Raw genomic sequence first — 21065 nt, 5'->3', positions numbered from 1 at the left:
GGGAGCATCATGCAAGACGCACTGCGCATCACCGCAAGCAAGATCAATCCCGAACTGTTGTCGCTGCCGTGGGCGACAACGCTCGCGAAGTGGCCATCCGAGCACATCGTCTCGCTGCCCAAGGGACTCTCCAGGCACCTGGTGCGATTCGCTGACCTCTCCGGCCGTGTCGTCGCTATCAAGGAGACGACGGCTGAGATGGCGCAGCGGGAGTACGACATGCTCGGCAACCTGGCGCGTCTCGACGTACCATGCGTTGATCGCGTCGCCGTGATCGCCGGTCGAATCGATAGCGAAGGCGCCGCTCTCCCCGCTGCGCTGGTCACCTCACATCTTCGGTTCTCGATGCCCTATCGTGCGCTCTTCACGCGCGTGTTGCGGCCAGACACCGCCACTCGCCTTGTCGACGCCCTCGCGCTGCTGCTCGTGCGACTGCACAATGTCGGGTTCTACTGGGGCGATGTGTCCCTGTCCAACACTCTGTTCCGCCGAGACGCGGGCGCTTTCGCCGCCTACCTCGTGGATGCCGAGACCGGCGAACTGCACGAAGAGGGCCTCACCGACGGTCAGCGACACTACGACCTCGACCTTGCCCGTACGAACATCGCTGGCGAGATCATGGATCTCGCGGCCGGCGGACGCCTGGAGCACGGCGTGGATGCAGTCGCCATCGCCGATGGCATCGTGTCGTCGTACCATGCGCTGTGGGCTGCGCTCACCGCACAGGAGTCGTTCTCCGCGAATGAAACCTGGCGCATCACAGAGCGCGTCGAGCGGCTGAACGCTCTGGGCTTCGACATCGATGAGATGTCGATGTCTACCACTTCTGACGGCACGGTCGTCGAGATTCAGCCCAAGGTCGTGGATGCCGGACACCACCAGCGCCGCCTCATCCGTCTCACCGGGCTTGACGTCGAAGAGAACCAGGCCCGTAGGCTGCTCAACGATCTCGACGAGTTCCGCGCACGCTCCAAAAAGGAATGGGTGGACGAGGAGATGTACGCACACGAGTGGCTCACGCGTGTGTTCGAGCCTGTCGTGCGCGCAATCCCGTACGAGCTCCGAGCGAAGCTGGAGCCCGCCGAGGTTTTCCACCAGGTGCTGGAGCACCGCTGGTACCTCTCGCAAGCCAGCGGACGCTCGGTACCGCTCGCAGAAGTGCTGACCTCCTACATCAACGAGGTCCTGCGTCATCGCCGCGACGAAGCCACGATCATGGGGCCACCGACAGAGACGATGTCGCTCCCCGTCATTACCGGGGCGATGTCGCTTGCCGGCGACGAAGACGACGAGGTCGACTGGCGCGACCTCGTCTAGCCTTCAGCGGTTGAGCGTGCCGCGGATCAGTACCCGATGGTGAAGTTCTCGCGGTGGTGCTTTGGGTTCTCGATCTCATCGAGGAAGGCGACGCCGAGGTCTGGGCCCGAGATGTACGAATCGCCCTTCTCGTCTGTCACGAGTACGGGCCCGCCGGTGCGGTACTTCCCGGTGCGCTCGCCCAGGTTCCATGCACCGAAGGTGCCGGCCGGGTGCACGAAGAACCAGTCCTTGTTCTCCGGACTCGCCTGGAGGTCTTCCAGCACACCGATCGCTTCAGAAGCCTCTGCCTTGAACTCCTCCGGGAAGCCGGAGTCGATCACACGCGCACCGCCGGGAGCGACGAGGCTGCCCCCGGCACCGCCGACAACCCCAAGTCGCACGTTGTCAGGCAGTGCGGCGAACAACTCTGCAGTTGCCGGCCGCACCTTTCCCGCCATGTCGCCGCGCGGCGAAAGCGCCTGAATCACGACGTCGACCTCTTGGATCTGTGTGAGCAGCCCTGGCACATCGAGGATCGTGCCCTCAAGGTAGACCGCGCCTTCGACCCGCTCGGCCGGCACAGAACGCGCCACGGACACGACGGAGTGGCCCCGCGAAACCGCCTCGGCGACGATATTCGAACCGGCGTAACCGGTTCCTCCGATGACAGCGATGCGGGTCATAATTTCTCCTTGTAGAACAGCGATATGGTCGTTCAGAGCCAGCGTCTACGGCTGAAGAATTATTCCCCGGCCTGCTGTGCCCTGATCGTCGAGACCTGGTACAGCGCCACCGATGCGGCGATTCCCGCATTCAGGGACTCTGTCGCCGCTGAGATCGGAATCGAGATGATCTGATCGCAGTTCTCGGTGACGAGGCGTGAAAGCCCCTTGCCCTCCGAACCGACCACGATGACCACTGGGCGATCAGCAAGCTGCAGATTCGGCAGTGAAACATCGCCGCCCCCGTCGAGGCCGATCACGAACACGCCCTGTTTCTTGAACTCTTTGAGCTGCGTGGTGAGGTTCGTGGCCATCGCCACTGGGATCCGCGCCGCGGCTCCCGCGCTCGTCTTCCACGCTGCCGAGTTCACGCCCGCCGAGCGACGCTGAGGCAGAATGATGCCGTGTCCACCGAAGGCGGCAGTCGAGCGGATGATCGCGCCGAGGTTACGGGGGTCGGTGATGCCGTCCAGAGCCACGAAGAGCGGAACGTCCCCGCGATCGATTACCTGCTCAAGCAGGTCCTGGGGGTGCGCGTACTCGTACGGCGGCACCTTGAGGGCCACGCCCTGGTGGACTCCGTCGAAGCCTGCCATCCGATCCAGCTCGGGGCGGGTGACCTCAAGCACGGGGATGCCTCGGTTTGTCGCGAGCGAAAGCATCTCCTTTACGCGGTCATCCATCTCGACGCGCTGCGCGATGTAGAACGCGGTCGCGGGGATCTTTGCCCGCAGCGCCTCGAGTACCGAGTTGCGCCCGGTGACGTTCTCGGTGTCATCGCCGGACTTTGCCTTCGGAGACCGGTTCGGGTTGCTACCGGATGCCGGACGCCCGGGTGCTTTGCCCCGGCCGCCCGCTGCCGCGTAACGCTCGTTGGCAGCCTTGCGCTTTCCGGCGGGGTGCCAGGCGCGGTCTTCAGCCTTCGGCGTCGGACCGCGACCTTCGAGGGACTTGCGTCCGAGTCCGCCGGTGCCCTTGAGCGGGCCCTTCTTCTTGCCGTTGTTTGCGCCGGGGCGCCCTGGCTTAACCATCAATGCTCCAATGAGTTCCGTCTGAGGTGTCTTCGAGGACGATGCCGGCGGCCGCGATCGCGTCGCGGATGCGGTCGGCTGCCGCCCAGTCTTTGTCGGCCCGTACCTGGGCCCGTTGTGTGATCATTGCTTGCACGAGAGCGTCGAGAGCGGATGCCTCGGCTCCCCCGCGCGTAGTCGCCCATTCCGACGACAGCGGATTAATGCCGAGGACGAGCGTCATGTCTTGCACATCAGACACGTCCTGGCGTGCCTCATCGATGCGCCCGGCATCCATGTGCGCGTTGCCAGATCGGATGCTTTCGTGAATCGCCGCAAGTGCGCGCGGCACCCCGAGATCGTCGTTCATCGCATTCCAGAACGCCGTCGGCAATCCTTCTTTGTGTTCTGACCATGTCGCGGGAGCCACCCGGCTGCCGCGCTCCAGGAAGGTGCGGATGCGCGCGAGTGCAGCCTCCGCCTCATCCCACGACGACTCGCTGAGGTCGAGGCTTGAGCGGTAGTGCGCCGCCGCGAGGGCATAACGCACGACCAGCGGCTCGTGGCCGGCGAGCACGTCGGCGGCGAGCGTGAAATTCCCCAGCGACTTCGACATCTTCTGACCGTCGACAGTCACCAGCCGTTGTGCATCCAGTACCGTGCAAAACCGTCACCGGCCGCGGAAGACTGCGCCAACTCGTTCTCGTGGTGCGGGAAACGCAGATCGAGACCGCCACCATGGATGTCAAACTCCGCGCCCAAGTAGCGCTTCGCCATAGCGGAGCACTCGATGTGCCATCCCGGTCGCCCGTCGCCCCACGGCGAACTCCACTTTGCGTCTTCCGGTTCGCCGGGCTTAGAGCCCTTCCAGAGCGCGAAGTCCTGTGGGTTGCGCTTACCCCGCGGATCGGTATCTTCGGCGGCTTCCATCGCGTCAATCGATTGGTGCGTGAGAGCGCCATACTCTGCCCACGAGCGCACATCGAAGTAGACGTCTCCGGAGCCGTCCGGCGCAGGATACGCGTGGCCCCGCTCGACGAGTGTGGCGATGAGATCTTGCATCTGAGGAATGGATGCCGTCGCCCGCGGTTCATAGGTCGGGGGAAGAATTCCGATCGCGGCATATGCAACGGAGAACTCTTGCTCCATCCGATACGCCAGCGCCCACCACGGCTCGGTCTCACTCGCATTGACAAGGATCTTGTCATCGATGTCGGTGACGTTGCGCACGAACGTCACTCGACCGTGCGTGTGTGTAAGCCACCGGCGAAGAATGTCGAAACTCAGCGCAGCACGCACATGCCCGATGTGGGGTCCTGACTGCACCGTCGGACCGCAGACATACACCGTGACGTTTCCGGGGTCGAGCGGTACGAATTCGCGCAGCTGCTGTGCGCGGGTGTCGTAAATACGGAGAGTCACTGCTCTAGAGTACCGGGGCGGTGCTGAGCGTTTCCTACCGGATCGGATGCACGAGTGCAATCGCGTTTGCGGCGATGCCCTCACCACGGCCAGTGAACCCTAGCCCGTCCGTCGTCGTCGCCGAGATCGCAACAGGTGCGCCGCCGAGCGCCGCAGAAAGAACGGCTTCGGCTTCAGCGCGACGCGCGCTGAAGCGCGGCCGATTGCCTTGGAACTGCACCGAGACATTTCCGATCGTGAATCCCGCCTCAGCAAGCAATTCTGCTGTGCGCATCAGGAAAACCTCGCCGTGGGCACCGGCGTACTCCGGATGCGAGGTGCCGAAGTGCTCGCCGATGTCGCCGAGCCCTGCAGCTCCTAACAGCGCGTCAACGATCGCGTGAGCGACGGCGTCACCATCCGAGTGTCCGGAAAGCGCCGGCTCCCCAGGCCATTCGATTCCTGCCAGCCACAGAGTTCCCACGCCGCCGAAAGCGTGCACATCGGTGCCTACCCCGATGCGAGGGACCACTGGTGCGGATGCCGTCGGCCCCGCGAGGATCTGTCGAGCGCGCTCGAGGTCCGCTGGTGTGGTGATCTTGAAAGCGCGCGCAGAGCCGGTGACGTGCCGCACGGCGTGGCCTGCGGCCGCGAAGAGAGCCGCGTCATCCGTGTATTCCACGCCGGATGCGAGCGCCGCGGCGTACGCCCTGTCGAGGAGCGCGCGGGGAAATCCCTGCGGCGTCTGTGCGGCGACGAGCACGGAGCGGTCCACGACGGCAACGATGTCACCGGCATCCACCTGCTTGATGGTGTCAATGACAGGCAGAGCAGGGATCACCCCAGCATCGGTCGAGACGGCCGCGGCGACGGTATCGATCTGCACCGGCGGAGTAAGTGCACGCGCAGCATCGTGAACGAGCACGGTGGTGATGTCATCCGACAGCGCGCTGAGCCCCGCGGCAACCGACTGCTGCCGTGTCGCCCCGCCGACGACGACGCGACCAAGGCCGCTCCGCTCGCCTGCTGCTTCCAGAAGTGCGGTCTCTGCATCGCCTTCGTACTCTGCGGGCGCAACAATAACGACCTGCATAGGGTTCGCAGCGAATACGCCGTCGAGCGCATGACGAAGCATCGAATGCTCATCGATGCGAACGAACGCCTTTGGTGCTGCGGCACCGAGGCGTGTTCCAGAACCGGCGGCGACCACAATGATCGCCGTAGTGGGCACAGGCAGGAGAGTCACGCTCTCAGGCTACCGGTGCCCGCAACGCACGTCAGGAAGCGAGAACCTCGTCCAGTATCGCGCCCGCCCTGTCTTCGTCGCACTTCTCGGCGAGCGCGAGCTCGGAGATGAGGATCTGACGCGCCTTGGCAAGCATGCGCTTCTCGCCCGCAGACAAACCGCGGTCCTGATCACGACGCCATAGGTCGCGGACGACCTCGCTGACCTTGATGACATCGCCTGAAGCGAGCTTCTCAAGGTTCGCCTTGTAACGACGCGACCAGTTAGTGGGCTCTTCTGTGAACGGCGCACGCAGAACCTCGAACACGTTGTCGAGGCCTTCCTGGCCGATAACGTCACGAACGCCGACAAGGTCGACGTTCTCAGCAGGAACCTCAATGATGAGATCACCCTGGGTGACGTTGAGCTTCAGATATTTCTTCGTCTCGCCCTTGATGACGCGATCCTTGACCTCAATGATCGTCGCGGCCCCGTGGTGCGGATAGACGACCGTTTCGCCAACCTCAAAAAGCATAAAATCGTGTCCTTTCGGCAACCTCCAGAATACCACAGGGAATATGCACTAAGGTTTGCCGCCGCAGCGTCCCAAAGTCGATTGGCGTTTACCCATAGAATGGATGCGGATATCCCAAATGCTTCCCAGGAGGACTCGTGAAATCGCGCCTTGTAGCGTCTGCCGCCCTCAGCGCCGTTGTTCTGCTCGGCGCCACGGGATGCACATTCATCACCCCGCAGTCGACCGAGATCAAGTACTCGGCTTCTGACGGCATCAACATCGCCGATTCGGACGGTCCGTTAGAGATCCGTAACGCGATGGTCATCGCGACCGAAGACGGTTCCACCGGCAATCTGGTCGCCGCGATCGTGAACCCCACTGACAAGGGCGCAACCCTTACCGTTGAGGTCGAGGGGCTTGAGCCCCTTACCGTCCGCGTCGGCGCGGGCGACACCTTGAGCCTCGGAGCCAGCGCAGAACCGTTGCGCATCGATGGGCTCGACACGATGCCGGGCGCGACTGTCGAAATCTACTTCCAGTCGGGTGACGCAACCGGGACGGCCGCGCAGGTGCCGGTTCTCGACGGCACGCTCCCCTACTACGCAGATCTGGTTCCCACCGAAAAGGGTGCTTGAGACTGCTTGACGTTATGAGAAGAGGCCGCCACCCGCGAGGGTGGCCGGCCTCTTCTCATAGAAGCCGTCAGCCTTCGAAGCGGTATCCGAGTCCACGCACGGTCACGAGCATGACCGGCTCGCCGGGGTTCGACTCGATGCGAGAGCGGATGCGCTTGATGTGCACGTCAAGCGTCTTCGTGTCGCCGAAGTAGTCGCTACCCCACACGCGGTCAATGAGCTGGCCGCGAGTGAGCACTCGGCCTGAGTTGCGCATCAGCACTTCGAGAAGTTCGAATTCTTTCAACGGCATGTTGATCTCTTCGCCCGCAACCGTCACGGTGTGTCGATCAATATCGAGCGAGACGCGGCCGCCGTCAAGCACCCGCTCGTCGAGGTCGCTGTCCGCCTGCACCACCCGGCGCAGCACCGCGCGCATGCGCGCAAGCAACTCACGGGATGAGTAGGGCTTGGTGATGTAATCATCCGCCCCGAGCTCGAGCCCCACGACGATATCCACCTCGGAGTCCTTGGCGGTGAGCATGATGATCGGCACAGCGGAAGTAGAGCGAATCTGTCGGCACACCTCGGTTCCCGGCATCCCTGGAAGCATGAGATCGAGCAGCACGATGTCGGCGCCACGCTCACGGAACGCGGTGAGCGCTCCCGGGCCATCCTCCGAGATCTCTACCTCGTAGCCCTCCCGGCGCAGCAGATAAGCGAGCGGGTCGGCGAGATCAGGCTCGTCCTCGACCAAAAGGATGCGGGTCATGCGTTCTCTCCGTTTCGGACGTGCTCGGCGACGGCGGCTTTCGCTGCCTTTCGCTCACGCTTCTTCTTTTTCTTCTTCTTTGGGACGACTTCCTCGTGCGCTGGGGCGTCAATTCGAGGCAGAACCATCGTGAAGGTCGATCCGCGGCTCGGGCGCGACCACAGCCGCACCTCGCCGCCGTGACGCTGCGTCGCGTGCTTCACGATCGAAAGGCCGAGCCCCGTGCCTCCGGTACGCCGAGATCGGGCCTCATCTGCGCGGTAGAAGCGCTCGAAGATCCGATCACGATCGGACTCCGCGATGCCAATTCCCTGGTCAGAGACGGCAATCTCGACGACGTCGCCCTCAGTCTTCACCCCGATAGCCACTCGCGATCCGCTCGGCGAATACACGATCGCGTTGGCGATGAGGTTGCCGACAGCCTCGATGAGGATCTGCGCGTCACCGCGGACGAATGCGCCGCGATCTCCGCCTCTCGTGAGGTCGACACCGGCGGAGTCCGCCTGGACCGAATGTGCTTCGATGGACGCGGTGACGACCTCGTCCAGCGACACCGGGTCAAAGTCGGTGATGCCGTCGCTGCTTGCAGCCGGGAGAGGCTCATGATTCGGCCGGTGAGCTGCCCGAGGCGCGCCGCCTCAGCGGAGAGTCGAGCGGCGAAGATGCGCACCTGAGCGGGGTCATCGGCAGCGGACTCGACCGCCTCAGCGAGAAGACTTACCGCACCAACCGGAGTTTTCAACTCATGACTGGTGTTCGCGACGAAGTCGCGGCGCACCTGGTCGAGGCGCTCCTGTTCGGTGACGTCGCGGATGATGAGCAGCGTCAGCCGCGCTCCAAGCCTGCTGGCTCTGGCCGATACCAGGCGCGGGTCAAGGCTCACACCTGGACGCGTGAGCCGCATCGTTTCGATAGCGGATGCTCCGGACGAGCGCACCGCACGCACCAGCTGGCGTAGCTCCTGATTGTCAAGAGTGGTACCGATCTCAATGCCGAAACGGGTTGCCGCGTGCGATATCGCGAGCACCAGTCCGGACGAATCGATGACGCATGCGGCGTCGTCCATACTGTCGAGCACATCCGCAGTCCCCTGCGGGACTTCCGTGGAGGCGTCTTCCACAACCTTGGCGCGAGCCTGGTACGCCCAAAAAATGAGCGCAGCCAACCCGATGCCTATTGCCAGCCCGATGGCGAGGGCAAGCAGCGCGATTTGCGGGGTGGTCATGCCTATAGCGTAGGGCGCGTTCACCTCGAGTTCGGCAAGTTTCCGCGCCAGCACGCAGAGCCGCGAAGTACTATTCATATAGTGGGCACCGTTCGTTAACCTTCGACGAACACAATCAATACGAGCGTGCGCATACTGCAGCGCTCTCCATCGGCCGGCCGGAACCGCCCGAGATCCGAATGAAAGGTTGCGCCGCACATGCGCGAAGTCTTCCACCAGTCCCTTGAGGACCTGCAGTCCCGTCTCGTGGAGATCACCGACCTCGTCACGGTCGCCATCGACAAGGCCACCCGTGCCTTCGCCACCGGCGATGTCGCACTCGCCGAAGAGGTGATTGCCGATGACGCCAAGATCGACGTTCTCGCCGTCACGCTAGACGAACTCGCCATCGAAATCCTCGCTCGACAGCAGCCGGTCGCACGTGACCTGCGCATTCTGGTGTTTGCGCTCCGCGTGAGCGCGTCACTAGAGCGCATGGGCGACATGGCGGAGCACATCGCTCAGCTCGCGCGCCTCCGTTTCCCGGAGCGCGCCATTCCGAAGGGCCTTAAGGGCACCTTCACCCGGATGGGCGAGCTTGACGTCGAAATCGCCCGCACGCTCAGCGAGCTCCTGCGCACACAGGATCTGCGTTTCGCCGACATCATCCGCAACTCGGATGACGACGTCGATGAGCTGCACGCCAAGGTCTTCGAGAAAGTGCTCAGCGACAACTGGAAGGGCGAGGCCGGCGCCACAGTCGACGCAACCCTTGCCAGCCGCTACCACGAGCGCTTCGCTGACCACGCGGTGGCCGTCGCCAAGAAGGTCGTTTACCTCGCCACTGGCGATTGGGACGTCGCTGAAGATGACATCTCGCTCGCGCTCCAGGCGCAGGCGAGCGAAGGCCGGGATCTGGCGTAGTTGCCAGAAAAACGAAGAGGGGGTTCGGATGCCACGGCATCCGAACCCCCTCTTCGTTTGTGTTGTTATTTCTTGCCCTGCGCAGCGACCGCTGCGGCGCCAGCTGCGGCAGCCTCGGGGTCGAGATAGCGACCGGGCGCCGTGGGTACGTTGTTGTCGTCGAGCTCGTAGATCAGCGGGATGCCGGTGGGGATGTTGAGCTCGGCGATGGCGTCGTCGCCGATGCCTTCAAGATGCTTCACGAGGCCGCGTAGCGAGTTGCCGTGCGCCGTGACGAGTACGGTCTTTCCGGCTTCAAGATCGGGGACGATCGCGCTGTCCCAGTAAGGCAACAGTCGGTCGATGACGAGTTTGAGTGACTCAGTGCGAGGCACCTCACCGTCGATATCTGCGTAGCGCGCGTCGCCAACCTGGCTGAACTCGCTCTCGTCATCGAGGAGGGGCGGCGGCACGTCGAACGAGCGACGCCACAGCTGGAACTGCTCCGGGCCGAACTCTTCTAACGTCTGGGCCTTGTCTTTGCCCTGCAGCGCACCGTAGTGACGCTCGTTGAGGCGCCAGGAGCGCACCACTGGGATCCACAGGCGGTCGGCGGCGTCCAACGCGATGTCAGCGGTCTGGATCGCACGACTGAGCAGCGATGTGTGCAGCACGTCGGGCAAGAATCCCGACTCGGCGAGCATTTCACCACCGCGGCGGGCTTCGTTCTTGCCCTGCTCGGTGAGGCGGACATCCACCCAGCCGGTGAAGAGGTTCAATTCGTTCCACTCGCTCTGGCCGTGGCGGAGCAGGATGAGAGTGCGCGTCATGTCTTCAGTCTATCCAGCGGCCTCCAGCCTGCATGCGACGGAATGAGAGAATGGACGTATGGCGTCATCTCCTCTCGGCCACCCCACCCGGGGTACCACGGGGACGAACCGACTACGTCGCAATGACCGCTGGATCGCTGCGAGCGCCGCCTTCCGTGGTGCCGCAGACCCGCTGGTGATCGACCTCGGCTACGGAGCCAGCGGAGTGACGGCGTTCGAGCTCGCGGCAAGGTTGGGTCGCGTGCGACCGATCGCGAGGTCATCGGTTTCGAGCTTGACCCGGCACGCGTCACGACCGCGCGGGCTCAGCTCGAAGAGGTGCGGGCAGGACAGACGCCCTTCTCCCCCGACCTGCGGGTATCTTTCGCCCGCGGTGGCTTCGAGGTGCCGCTGACCGGCGGAAGGCGACCGGCAGTCATCAGGGCGATGAACGTGCTGCGTCAGTATGACGAGGCGGACGTACCTGCGGCGTGGGCGTCGATGTCCTCGCGGCTCGCACCAAAAGGGCTACTGTTCGAGGGCACCTGCGACGAGATAGGCCGCGTCGCGAGTTGGATCGACGTCGATACGACAGGCGCACCCGTCCGCTTCACGATTTCGCTGCGCCTCGCGGAACTCGAGCACCCGAGCATCGTCGCCGAGCGGCTGCCGAAGGCGCTGATCCACCGCAACGTGCCCGGTGAGCGCGTCCATGCCCTGCTCGTCGAGCTCGACCGGGAGTGGGAGCGCGCGGCGCCGCTGTCAACGTTCGGTGCGACTCAACGCTTTCTTGCCGCAGCATCGGCGCTCAGGCAGCAAGGCTGGCCCGTGCTCGGCAGTCGCACACGCTGGCGCCTTGGTGAACTCACGGTGCCGTGGTCAGCGGTCGCCCCACGCTAAGCAGCCGGGGGTGCAGCCCGGTTAGGCCTTACGTGGGTCTTCGCCGGCAGGACGCCGAGACAGACGCGTCAGGCGCGGGACGTCGGCGGTCGCCCCGGCATCTGCGGGCACGATGACCTGCTGCGCCGCGGCGATGTCGGTGCCGTCGACGCGCACGATCAGGTCACCGATCGGTGCCCGTCGTGAAAGGATCGCCAGCGCGATCGGACCGTCCTCGTGATGACGCGCCGCTGATGTCACGTGGCCGACTTCGTCTTCACCCGAGAAGATAGGCGATCCAGAAATCGGGAGCACGTCGTCGCTGCCATCGAGGTGAAGCGCCGCAAGCCGGCGCGGAGGGTGGCCCAGGTTGTGCACCTTGGCCACAGTCTCTTGGCCGCGGTAACAGCCCTTACTCAAATGCACTGCACTGCGAATCCAGTCCGCTTCATGCGGCAATGATCGATCGTCGACCTCGCTCGCCCAGCGCGGGCGCCACGCCGCGATACGCAGGGCCTCGGTTGCGAGGATTCCCGCGACATCGAGTCGGCCGTCTGCGATTGCTCCCGTGAGGGATGCCGCGGCATCCGCATCGACGATTGCCACGCGCCAGGTGTACTCGACCGACGGGTGGGTGTCGACGTTCGCGTACTGATGTCCCCCCGCTTGCACGGCCGACCACGGATCGCTCCACACCAGAGGAGTGTCATTGGGTGCCGAAGCGAGCTCACGCACCGCGGTTTCGGCAGCACCACCGGCGAAGAAGCCGACGAGGTCGAGTTCAGGGCGCACGGTCACCGTGACGCGAGAGCGGAACACCATCCGCTGCAGCCACTTGGCAAGCGGCTCTGCATCGGCAGCATCCGCGATCAGCCACACCGACGTCCCGTCCTCAAACACACCGGCGGCATGCTCGACGCGGCCCTGCGGGTCAAGGATCAGGAGCTCTGTGCTGTCGCCGGCGCGCAGCCTGGCGACAGACTGCGACGTGATCGAATCCAGCCAGCTCAGCCGGTCTTCGCCCGCCACTTCAATGACGAGTCGATCGCCCAGCGCCGCAACTGCGGTACCAGCACTCAACCGCCGCTGCTCGCGCATCGGGTCACCGAAGTGCAGGATGACAGCGTCTGCGGCGACCGCGCCGGGAAGTGCTGTGAACGCCGCTACGAGTGCAGTCATGATCAGACCCTCGCCAGGCGTGCCGAAGCATGTGACGCCAGTTCGGCGCCGAGGGCTGCGATGTCCCACGCCCAGAGCATGTGGCCGTCGACGAGACCATACATACGGCTGGCTGCGCCATACTCTTTGCCGCCAGCACTTCTCACGATTGCGTCCGTTGCAATGTCAATGCGCGGACCGTTGACCTCACCGAGGTAGAGCTCGAGAGCGCCGTCCGAATGCGCGAGCGAGACCTCGATCGGGAACCCGCCTGACGCTGCACGGAGCGCTTCAACGTCATGCACGGTGCGTGCGGGCGCATCCTCGGTCGGAGGCAGCAGAGCGGGGCCAGCGTCAGCGGCAGTCGCCGGACGCGCTATCCGCCAGAACCCCGTCTCGGCGACGAGCGGAATCGACTCCGCACCTTCGCTAGCGACCATCCACGCCGTCGCGGAATAGTTCAGGAAGCCTGTGCCGTCGTGGCTGAAACTCACGTGATGGGTGAATTCCCCCTCAAAGCGCTCTTCGCCGGCGGTGTACTCGATGACTCCGGTGCCTTCCCAGACCCCAATCAGCCAGCTCAAGGGCGCGAGATCAGCCGGGAGCTCGGTGGGCAGCTCACGCATGGAGCTTTCCAATCAGCATCTGTCTTCAGATCAGCGCTGGCCGCGGAACAGATTCCGCAGCACTACGCCAGCCACGAAGACGATCGCGAGACTCGCAAGGCCCAGCAGACCGATGAAGAAGAGTTCGAGAGCGACAAGATCCATGCGTCCCACTCTACCCCCGACTGCGGGCAGATCAGGCGGGTACCAGTGCTGCGAGCCCGAACCCTGCCGAGACCACACCGAGCAGCAGCAAGGCCCCCAGAACGCTCGCCGCGGTACGGAAGATGAAACCTGCCGACTGCCCGTACCAGAGCTGTGAGGCGAAGGTCAACAGAATCGATCCGCCGAAGCCGATGAGCAACCACTGCACGCGCCATTCTTCCGGCACGAAGATGCCGATCGCGATCGCGGCCACGAAGGCTACGCCCCAGACAACGACGACACCGCCGAATGGGTTGCGCGGCGCGAGAGCGGGTTGTGACATGCCTCCATTGTTACGCATTCGCACCGGTTACACCCCTCCGCATCATGGCGGCGCGTCTGGCTGGGTATCATTGGCGCACGACGTCGTACCAGATCGTCGTGCAGGGCGACGGTCTCGTTGCCCGAAAGGAATTGCGTGGCTCTGCTCCTCGTCCTCACCTCCGCTCCCTCTTCGGAGCAAGTGCTGCCCGCCCTGGAGCTTCTCAGTCACCGCGTGCGTCAGATCTCGGCGGAACCCGCTCAACTCGTGAGCGCCCCAGAGACAGACATCGTCATTGTCGATGCGCGCCACGATCTCGCTGGCGCGAAATCGCTGTGCAAGCTGTTGCGCACGACTGGTCAAGACGCGCCTCTCCTCCTCGTCGTCACCGAGGGCGGCATGAGCGCGGTCTCAGGCGACTGGGGCATCGACGACGTACTTCTCACGAATGCAGGACCCGCTGAGACCGATGCTCGCATCCGCCTTGCGATCGCGCGCGGCGAGGCCACAGCCGAGCCATCCCGCGTGCAAGCATCCGGCGTCACCATCGACGAGCAGTCGTACTCGGCAAAGATCCGCGGCAAACCGCTCGACCTTACCTATAAGGAATTTCAGCTGCTGCACTTCCTCGCCACGCATCCGTCCCGGGTTTTTACCAGAGAGCAGCTGCTCAGCGAAGTGTGGGGCTACGACTACTTCGGTGGCACCCGCACGGTGGATGTGCACGTTCGCCGTCTGCGCGCCAAACTCGGCGACCAGGAGCAGATCATCGGCACGGTGCGCAACGTCGGATACCGATTCAACGTGCACGACGACGATCAGACTGTTGCCGCCGCGCTGTAGAGGTACAGGCACTTGTTAACGCAGACGTCACCTCTCGGTGACAAGATGTATTCCATGATCGATCCTGCACTCACCGATGCTGGCCTCGGTGACGCCGAAGATGATGACTTCGACGCCGTTGAATCCCCGGACTCCCTGCTGCCAGACCACCGCTATCACGACCGTGAAATCAGCTGGTTGGCGTTCAACCAGCGCGTGCTGGAGTTAGCCGAAGATTCGAGCCTGCCGGAGCTTGAGCGCTCGAACTTCTTGGCAATTTTCGCGAGCAATCTCGATGAGTTCTTCATGGTTCGCGTCGCGGGACTCAAACGTCGCATCGTCACCGGCCTTGCCGTCCCCACGAACGTGGGTCGCTCGCCTGCCGATGTCCTCGCTGACATCTCCAACGAAGCACACGCTCTGCAGCTGCGTCACGCGGCTGCCTGGACCGACCAGGTGCGGCCGGCCCTGGCGGATGCCGGTATCGAGATCACCGAATGGGACACGCTGACCGAGGCTGAGCACGCGGCGCTCACCGAGTACTTCCAGCTGCATGTCTTCCCGGTTCTCATGCCGCTCGCGGTTGACCCCGCGCATCCGTTCCCCTACATCTCTGGCCTGTCGCTGAACCTCGCGATACGCATCCGCAACGCCCGCACAGGGCGTCAAGAGTTTGCCCGCCTCAAAGTGCCGCCCATGCTTCCCCGTCTGGTGGAAGTACCCGGCACCGGTGAGATTGCGCGCTACCTGCCGCTTGAGGATCTCATCTCGAACCACCTCGGCGATCTCTTCCCCGGCATGGAGGTGCTGGATCACCACGCCTTCCGGCTCACTCGCAACGAAGACGTCGAGATCGAGGAGGACGAGAGCGAGAACCTCATCCAGGCCCTCGAGGCCGAGCTGCTGCGACGCCGGTTCGGCCCGCCGATCCGCCTCGAGATCACGGATGACATGGACGATGTCACCCTCGACCTGCTGATCAAGGAACTCGATATCACCGACCAGGAGGTCTACCGCCTCCCCAGCCCTCTCGACCTGCGTGGGCTGTTCTCGCTGTCCCAGGTAAACCGCCCAGACCTCCGCTACCCGCCGCACGTGCCCACGACAGCGGTGGCTTTCCAGCCGACCGGGTCGAGCAATCGCGCGGATATCTTCTCCGCGATCCGCAAGGGCGATGTGCTGGTGCATCACCCGTACGAGTCCTTCGCGACGAGCGTGCAGGCCTTCCTCGAGCAGGCTGCGCGCGATCCGCACGTGCTCGCCATCAAGCAGACCCTGTACCGCACCTCCGGTGACAGCCCGGTCGTACAGGCGCTGATCGATGCCGCCGAAGCGGGCAAGCAGGTACTGGCTCTCGTCGAGGTCAAGGCGCGCTTCGACGAAGCGAACAACATCGTCTGGGCACGCAAACTCGAAAAGGCCGGCGTCCACGTCGTCTACGGCCTGGTCGGGCTCAAGACGCACTGCAAGCTCGCCCTCGTCATCCGCGAAGAAGGCGGGATGCTTCGGCACTACTCGCACGTCGGCACCGGCAATTACAACCCGAAGACCAGCCGTGTCTACGAGGATTTCGGCCTGTTCACCGCAGACGCGCAGGTCGGCAAGGATCTCACACGACTGTTCAACGAGCTCAGCGGCTACGCGATTGAAAAGAAGTTCAAGCGACTTCTCGTCGCGCCGTTGCACCTGCGCAAGGGACTGTTGCGCCAGATTGACAATGAGCGCAACAACGCCGTGGCCGGCAAACCCGCTCATATCCGCATCAAGATCAACTCGCTCGTCGATGAGGAGATCATCGACGCGCTCTACCGTGCCAGTCAGGCCGGCGTGAAGGTCGATGTCTGGGTGCGCGGCATCTGCAGCATCAAGGTCGACCTCCCCGGCACGAGCGACAACATCACCGTGCGCAGCATCCTTGGTCGATACCTCGAACACTCCCGGATCTTCGCGTTCGAGAACGACGGCGACCCGCAGGTGTACATCGGCAGCGCCGACATGATGCACCGCAACCTCGACCGTCGTGTCGAAGCACTCGTTCGCGTCACCGACCCTGACCACGTCAAGGAGCTCCTCGAGTTCTTCGATCTGGCGATGGACGACGGCACGGTCTCCTGGCACCTCGGGGCAGACGGGGTCTGGGAGCGCCACGCCGTAAGCGCCGAAGGCAAACCACTCATCGACCTGCAGGATAAGACCATGAGTCAGGTGCGACGCCGACGCCGGACGCGAACGGTGCGATGACCTCTCGACAGGCTCAGGGAGCAACGCAGGTCGTGCGCGACGACAAGGCCGTCTACGCGGCTGGCGCTGTGGTGTGGCGTCTCGTTGAGGACAAGCTCTGCATCCTTCTCATTCACCGCACAAAGTATCGCGACGTCACCCTGCCCAAGGGAAAGGTTGACCCCGGCGAGATGCTGGCACAGACCGCGGTGCGCGAGGTGCATGAGGAGACCGGAATCCGGGTCAATCTCGGTGTGCCGGTGGGTGTCAGCCGTTATTTCATGCGCGCCCAGCGCCAGAAAGTCGTGCACTACTGGGCCGCAGAGGCAACCGAAGACGCCATCCGCAACTCCACCTTCGTCCCCAACAACGAGATCGCCGCACTCGAATGGGTGAGTCTGAAGAAGGCGCGTAAGAACCTCAGCTATCCGATCGATCTCGAAATCCTCGACGAGTTCGAGCGATTGGTCGACGATGGCGTCTTGCACACCTTCCCGATCATCGCCCTGCGGCATGCGAAGGCTGTTTCACGCTCGGACTGGGAGATGTCGGATGCTTCGCGCACTCTCACTGAGAAGGGGAAGAAGCAGGCGGAGGCTATCGTCGCGCCGTTGCGCGCTTTCGGCATCCGCAAAATCGTCACCAGCGACGCGGTGCGCTGCGTCCAGACGGTAACACCGCTTGCCAGAGCACTTGATCGCAAGATCAGCGAAACAGAGCTGATCAGCCAGGATGCTTGGGAAGAGGGCCGCTCTGACGCCCGCGCCATCATCGGCAAGCGTGTTCGTGCACGAAAGCCCGCGGTGATCTGCAGCCACGGACCCGTATTGCCCGACCTTCTCGCCGAGCTCGCCCTCGCCACCGGCACGATACCGGGCTCCTATCTTGGCAGCGCATCCGCGCTCGAAGTCGGTGCGTTCTCAGTCGCTCATATGTCGGCAACCAACCCTGGCTCTGGAATTATCTCGATCGAGACGCACGTTCCGAAGGTGTGAGTCGCCCCCAAGGGGTCGACAGCCGTTCACCTTCCGTTTACCTGCACGGGCAAATCTCGTTAACCGCCGCGCTTAGCGTCACTGTGTGCCCTGCACCGGGCCCCAACCATCCACGATCGAAGGATCCACAGTGAAGATCTCCCGAATCGCTCGCATCAGCGCCATCGGCGCAGTTGCTGCTCTCGCTCTCGCAGGTTGCGCCGCAAACGAAGGCGGAACCCCAGCTTCGTCCGGCGAGCCGTCCACCTCTTCCGTTTCCGGCTCTGTTGAAGCCACCGGCGCCTCCTCGCAGGAAGCTGCCCAGCAGGCCTGGGTCGCCGCATTCCAGACCGCCAACCCCGAGGCCACGGTGAACTACACCTCGACAGGTTCCGGCACCGGCCGCGAGAACTTCCTCGCTGGCTCCTCCAACTTCATCGGCTCGGACCGCGCGTTCACGCCGAGGAGATCGCCGCGGGCGGCTTCGGTTCCTGCGCATCCGACGAAATCGTCGAGGTTCCGGTCTACATCTCGCCGGTCGCCGTCGCGTTCAACCTTGAGGGCATCGACAGCCTCAACCTCGATGGCGCCACCATCGCAGGCATCTTCGCTGGCACGATCTCCAACTGGAACGACCCGGCCATCGCCGCACAGAATGATGGCGTCAAGCTACCTGACCAGGTCATCGTGCCGGTGCACCGCGCCGACGCGTCTGGCACGCAGGAGACCTTCACCAAGTACCTTGAGGCCGTCGCGCCCGAGGTGTGGACGAACGAAGCCAGCGACGAGTGGCCCCTCGCGACCGGTGAAGCCGCTGACGGCACCTCGGGTGTCATCAGCGCCATCACGAACGGCGTCGGCTACGTCGGCTTCGCCGACGCATCGCAGGCTGGCGAGCTCGGCCAGGTCGCCATCAAGGTCGAGGACGAGTACGTCCCCTACTCGGCTGATGCAGCTTCCGCACTGGTTGCCGCTTCGCCGCTCGAGGAGGGCCGCTCGGCTCACGACCTCGCGTTCGCCGTTGACCCGGCAGCCGCTGCCGCCGGTTCTTACCCGATCGCTCTCGTGTCGTACCTCATCGGCTGCGTCGAGTACGAAGACGCTGACACCGCCTCGCTGGTGAAGGCGTACTTCCAGTTCGTCGCATCGGCTGAGGGCCAGGACGCTGCTGCAGAAGCCGCCGGAAACGCTCCGATCTCGGACGACCTCCGCACGAAGGTCGACGCTGCGATCGACGCAATCGTCACGAAGTAATTCGGGCTCTCGGCTCTAGGCTGAGACCCGTGCTTACGCCCCCACGTGCTGTTCGAGTAGATCAGATCAGCACCGTGGGGGCACCCGCATGAAAACACCCCGCAATTCCCGCCCCGTACCCGTGGAGCCGCGCAGATGACCAGTACCAGGACGGCCACCGAGGCTCCAAAAAGCCCGCGTCAACAAAGCCGGTCCTCCGGCCAGGCGATCGGATCTTCTCCGCCACCGCGCTCGGCGCCGGTATCGTCATCCTCTTCACGCTGGCCGCCGTCGCGGTCTTCCTGGTCGTCCAGGCCATCCCGGCTTTCTCTGGCGACACGACCGACAATCACATTCTTGAGGGACAATCGTTCATCTCATGGGTGTGGCCGTTTGTCTTCGGCACGCTGTGGTCGAGCCTGATCGCGCTGGTCATTGCCGCCCCGATCGCCATCGGCATCGCGCTGTTCATCTCGCACTACGCACCGCGTCGGCTCGCCGGGCTACTCGGCTACATCATCGACCTGCTCGCAGCCGTCCCCTCAGTGGTGTTCGGCCTCTGGGGTGCTCTCACCTTCGCCCCGATGCTCGTTCCGTTCTACAAGTGGCTCAACACGAACCTCGGATTCATCCCGCTCTTCTCCGGCACGCCGTCGGGCACCGGAAAGACAATCCTCACGGCATCCCTCGTGCTTGCCGTCATGATCCTTCCGATCATGACGGCGATCTGCCGCGAAATCTTCCTCCAGACGCCAAAGCTGCACGAGGAAGCCGCACTCGCTCTCGGAGCGACCCGCTGGGAGATGGTACGTATGGCGGTTCTCCCCTTCGCCCGCAGCGGCATTGTCTCGGGCGCGATGCTGGGTCTGGGACGCGCTCTGGGCGAGACGATGGCTGTCACACTCGTGCTCTCCCCGTTGGGCATCGTCACCTTCAACCTGATCAACCCAGAAAACCCCACGACGATCCCCGCGATCATTGCGCTGCGGTTCCCCGAGGCTCACGACCAGGGCGTCAACACACTTATCGCGGCCGGTTTGATCTTGTTCATAGTGACCTTTGCGGTCAACTTCATCGCCCGCTGGATCGTCTCACGTCGCGCCGAGTTCTCTGGAGCCAACTGATATGACCTCCACCACCACCACCGCCACCGCCACCGCCACCGTCCAGACCACGCACACGACCACTGCTGGCCACCTGCCCAAGTGGGGCCCGTGGGCACTGCTCCTTGCCTGCTTCGTCATTGCCGCCGCGATCTTCGCATTCGCCAACAGCGGCGGCGAAGTCGCCGACTTCAACATCGCGATGACAGTTGTCGTTGGGCTGCTTTTCTACCTGGCGCTCATCTTCATCGTCTCCACAGTCGTGGAGAGTCGACGCCACGCGACCGACCGACTGATGACGGCCCTCGTCGCATCCGCGTTCGTCATCGCCTTGCTTCCCCTCATCTCGCTCCTGTTCACAGTCGCGGTCAACGGCCTTGCACGGTTCGACGGTGAGTTCTTCAGCTCGTCGATGCGCAATGTCGTGGGTGGTGGCGGCGGCGCGATCCACGCCGTCTGGGGCACTCTGCTCATCACCCTGTGGGCCACGGTCATCTCGGTGCCGATCGGTCTGATGACAGCGATCTACCTCGTCGAATACGGGCAGGGCAAGAGGCTCGCGCGAGGAATCACATTCCTCGTCGATGTCATGACCGGCATCCCGTCGATCGTCGCGGGTCTGTTCATCTACTCGGTGTTCTCGCTCATCATGGGACCAGGAACCCGCATCGGCATCATGGGCTCGCTGTCACTTTGTGTGCTCATGATTCCGGTCGTCGTGCGCGGTTCCGAAGAACTCCTTCGTATCGTGCCGAACGAACTGCGCGAGGCCGCGTACGCACTCGGTGTGCCGAAGTGGCTGACGATCCTCAAGGTCGTCATGCCCACCGCAATCGCCGGCATCACCACCAGCATCATGCTGGCCATTGCCCGCGTCATCGGTGAAACTGCACCTCTGCTGCTCACCGTCGGAGTCGTGCAGGGCATGAACCTGAACATGTTCAGCGGACAGATGGCAACTCTGCCGGTGTTCTCATATATGCAGGCCAAGTACCCGGGGCTTCCCGCAGATGCCTTCCTCGATCGCGCATGGGCTTCTGCGCTCACGCTGATCCTGATCGTCATGGTTCTCAACCTGGCCGGCCGCCTGATCGCCAAGGTGTTCGCGCCCAAGATATCCGGCCGCTAA

The 21065-nt window shown here is 63.7% G+C and carries 20 protein-coding genes and 3 pseudogenes; 11 read left to right on the top strand and 12 right to left on the bottom strand.

Annotation, left to right across the window (positions count from 1 at the left end):
- Positions 1-9 precede the first annotated feature (9 nt).
- Positions 10-1317, top strand: a complete 1308-nt coding sequence (locus tag DC31_RS06720; RefSeq protein WP_036278466.1) for a DUF4032 domain-containing protein — start codon at positions 10-12, stop codon at positions 1315-1317.
- A gap of 26 nt (positions 1318-1343) precedes the next feature.
- Here the strand turns inward: DC31_RS06720 and DC31_RS06715 are convergent, their stop codons facing one another.
- The 5 genes and pseudogenes from DC31_RS06715 to DC31_RS06695 form a co-directional block, all read right to left on the bottom strand.
- A complete protein-coding gene (locus DC31_RS06715) occupies positions 1344-1982 on the bottom strand; it encodes an NAD(P)-dependent oxidoreductase (protein WP_036278465.1) in 639 nt (212 codons plus the stop codon).
- A 59-nt stretch (positions 1983-2041) separates the two neighbouring features.
- Positions 2042-3052: a 23S rRNA (guanosine(2251)-2'-O)-methyltransferase RlmB gene (rlmB, locus tag DC31_RS06710; protein WP_036278463.1), complete on the bottom strand. Its 1011-nt coding sequence runs from the start codon at positions 3050-3052 to the stop codon at positions 2042-2044.
- A pseudogene (cysS, locus tag DC31_RS06705) lies at positions 3045-4453 on the bottom strand (cysteine--tRNA ligase). The gene rlmB and the pseudogene cysS overlap by 8 nt, the downstream one beginning before the upstream one ends.
- 34 nt (positions 4454-4487) lie before the next feature.
- A complete protein-coding gene (ispD, locus tag DC31_RS06700) occupies positions 4488-5678 on the bottom strand; it encodes a 2-C-methyl-D-erythritol 4-phosphate cytidylyltransferase (RefSeq protein WP_036278461.1) in 1191 nt (396 codons plus the stop codon).
- A 31-nt stretch (positions 5679-5709) separates the two neighbouring features.
- Positions 5710-6192 (bottom strand): CarD family transcriptional regulator, encoded by a 483-nt coding sequence (locus DC31_RS06695; protein WP_036278459.1) that lies wholly within the window; start codon positions 6190-6192, stop codon positions 5710-5712.
- Positions 6193-6329: 137 nt separating this feature from the next.
- On the opposite strand from DC31_RS06695, the gene DC31_RS06690 reads away from it, so the two are divergent.
- On the top strand, positions 6330-6809 hold the full coding sequence (locus tag DC31_RS06690) for a hypothetical protein (RefSeq protein WP_036278457.1): 480 nt from the start codon (positions 6330-6332) through the stop codon (positions 6807-6809).
- Between the two features lie 67 nt (positions 6810-6876).
- Here DC31_RS06690 and DC31_RS06685 read toward each other — a convergent pair whose 3' ends face one another.
- Genes DC31_RS06685 through DC31_RS06680 form a run of 3 tightly spaced genes read right to left on the bottom strand, consistent with a single transcriptional unit; the run spans position 6877 to position 8785 of the window.
- The gene (locus tag DC31_RS06685) at positions 6877-7560 is read right to left on the bottom strand and encodes a response regulator transcription factor (RefSeq protein WP_036278454.1); all 684 of its coding nucleotides are present in this window, start codon (positions 7558-7560) and stop codon (positions 6877-6879) included.
- Positions 7557-7952: a sensor histidine kinase gene (locus tag DC31_RS20220; RefSeq protein ID WP_327036831.1), complete on the bottom strand. Its 396-nt coding sequence runs from the start codon at positions 7950-7952 to the stop codon at positions 7557-7559. The genes DC31_RS06685 and DC31_RS20220 overlap by 4 nt, the downstream gene beginning before the upstream one ends.
- On the bottom strand, positions 7913-8785 hold the full coding sequence (locus DC31_RS06680; protein ID WP_327036830.1) for a histidine kinase dimerization/phospho-acceptor domain-containing protein: 873 nt from the start codon (positions 8783-8785) through the stop codon (positions 7913-7915). The genes DC31_RS20220 and DC31_RS06680 overlap by 40 nt, the downstream gene beginning before the upstream one ends.
- Positions 8786-8983: 198 nt before the next feature.
- Between DC31_RS06680 and phoU the strand changes: the two genes are divergently transcribed.
- A complete protein-coding gene (phoU, locus tag DC31_RS06675) occupies positions 8984-9688 on the top strand; it encodes a phosphate signaling complex protein PhoU (protein WP_036278452.1) in 705 nt (234 codons plus the stop codon).
- A 65-nt stretch (positions 9689-9753) separates the two neighbouring features.
- Here phoU and DC31_RS06670 read toward each other — a convergent pair whose 3' ends face one another.
- Positions 9754-10497, bottom strand: coding sequence for a phosphoglyceromutase (locus DC31_RS06670; protein ID WP_036278451.1), 744 nt, complete (start codon positions 10495-10497; stop codon positions 9754-9756).
- A gap of 58 nt (positions 10498-10555) precedes the next feature.
- Here DC31_RS06670 and DC31_RS06665 point away from each other — a divergent pair.
- Positions 10556-11376, top strand: a pseudogene (locus tag DC31_RS06665) (class I SAM-dependent methyltransferase).
- A 21-nt stretch (positions 11377-11397) separates the two neighbouring features.
- Here the strand turns inward: DC31_RS06665 and ygfZ are convergent.
- From ygfZ to DC31_RS06645, 3 genes are all read right to left on the bottom strand, one after another.
- Positions 11398-12534 (bottom strand): CAF17-like 4Fe-4S cluster assembly/insertion protein YgfZ, encoded by a 1137-nt coding sequence (gene ygfZ, locus DC31_RS06660; RefSeq protein WP_036278449.1) that lies wholly within the window; start codon positions 12532-12534, stop codon positions 11398-11400.
- A gap of 2 nt (positions 12535-12536) precedes the next feature.
- Complete coding sequence (locus tag DC31_RS06655; RefSeq protein WP_036278448.1) at positions 12537-13139, bottom strand: FABP family protein; 603 nt, start codon at positions 13137-13139, stop codon at positions 12537-12539.
- A 175-nt stretch (positions 13140-13314) separates the two neighbouring features.
- Positions 13315-13605, bottom strand: coding sequence for a hypothetical protein (locus DC31_RS06645; protein ID WP_036278444.1), 291 nt, complete (start codon positions 13603-13605; stop codon positions 13315-13317).
- A gap of 135 nt (positions 13606-13740) precedes the next feature.
- Here DC31_RS06645 and DC31_RS06640 point away from each other — a divergent pair, with 135 nt between their 5' ends.
- The 7 genes and pseudogenes from DC31_RS06640 (at position 13741) to pstA (ending at position 21065) form a co-directional block, all read left to right on the top strand.
- Positions 13741-14427, top strand: coding sequence for a winged helix-turn-helix transcriptional regulator (locus tag DC31_RS06640; RefSeq protein WP_036278443.1), 687 nt, complete (start codon positions 13741-13743; stop codon positions 14425-14427).
- A 54-nt stretch (positions 14428-14481) separates the two neighbouring features.
- Positions 14482-16647: an RNA degradosome polyphosphate kinase gene (locus DC31_RS06635; protein ID WP_036278440.1), complete on the top strand. Its 2166-nt coding sequence runs from the start codon at positions 14482-14484 to the stop codon at positions 16645-16647.
- Positions 16644-17621 carry an NUDIX hydrolase gene (locus DC31_RS06630; protein WP_051606529.1) on the top strand — a complete coding sequence of 326 codons (978 nt, stop codon included), beginning with the start codon at positions 16644-16646 and terminating at the stop codon, positions 17619-17621. Before DC31_RS06635 ends, DC31_RS06630 begins: the two co-directional genes overlap by 4 nt.
- Before the next feature lie 85 nt (positions 17622-17706).
- Positions 17707-18006 (top strand): annotated as a pseudogene (locus DC31_RS20215) (hypothetical protein); the annotation flags it as partial.
- Positions 17931-18854, top strand: coding sequence for a substrate-binding domain-containing protein (locus DC31_RS06625; RefSeq protein WP_327036846.1), 924 nt, complete (start codon positions 17931-17933; stop codon positions 18852-18854). The pseudogene DC31_RS20215 and the gene DC31_RS06625, both read left to right, overlap by 76 nt.
- Before the next feature lie 212 nt (positions 18855-19066).
- Complete coding sequence (gene pstC, locus DC31_RS06620; protein WP_051606527.1) at positions 19067-19957, top strand: phosphate ABC transporter permease subunit PstC; 891 nt, start codon at positions 19067-19069, stop codon at positions 19955-19957.
- A 1-nt stretch (position 19958) separates the two neighbouring features.
- Positions 19959-21065: a phosphate ABC transporter permease PstA gene (gene pstA, locus DC31_RS06615; RefSeq protein WP_036278438.1), complete on the top strand. Its 1107-nt coding sequence runs from the start codon at positions 19959-19961 to the stop codon at positions 21063-21065.

Source organism: Microbacterium sp. CH12i, from assembly GCF_000685355.1.
Classification (GTDB): Bacteria; Actinomycetota; Actinomycetes; order Actinomycetales; family Microbacteriaceae; genus Microbacterium.
This window is presented reverse-complemented; position numbering and strand designations above follow the sequence as displayed.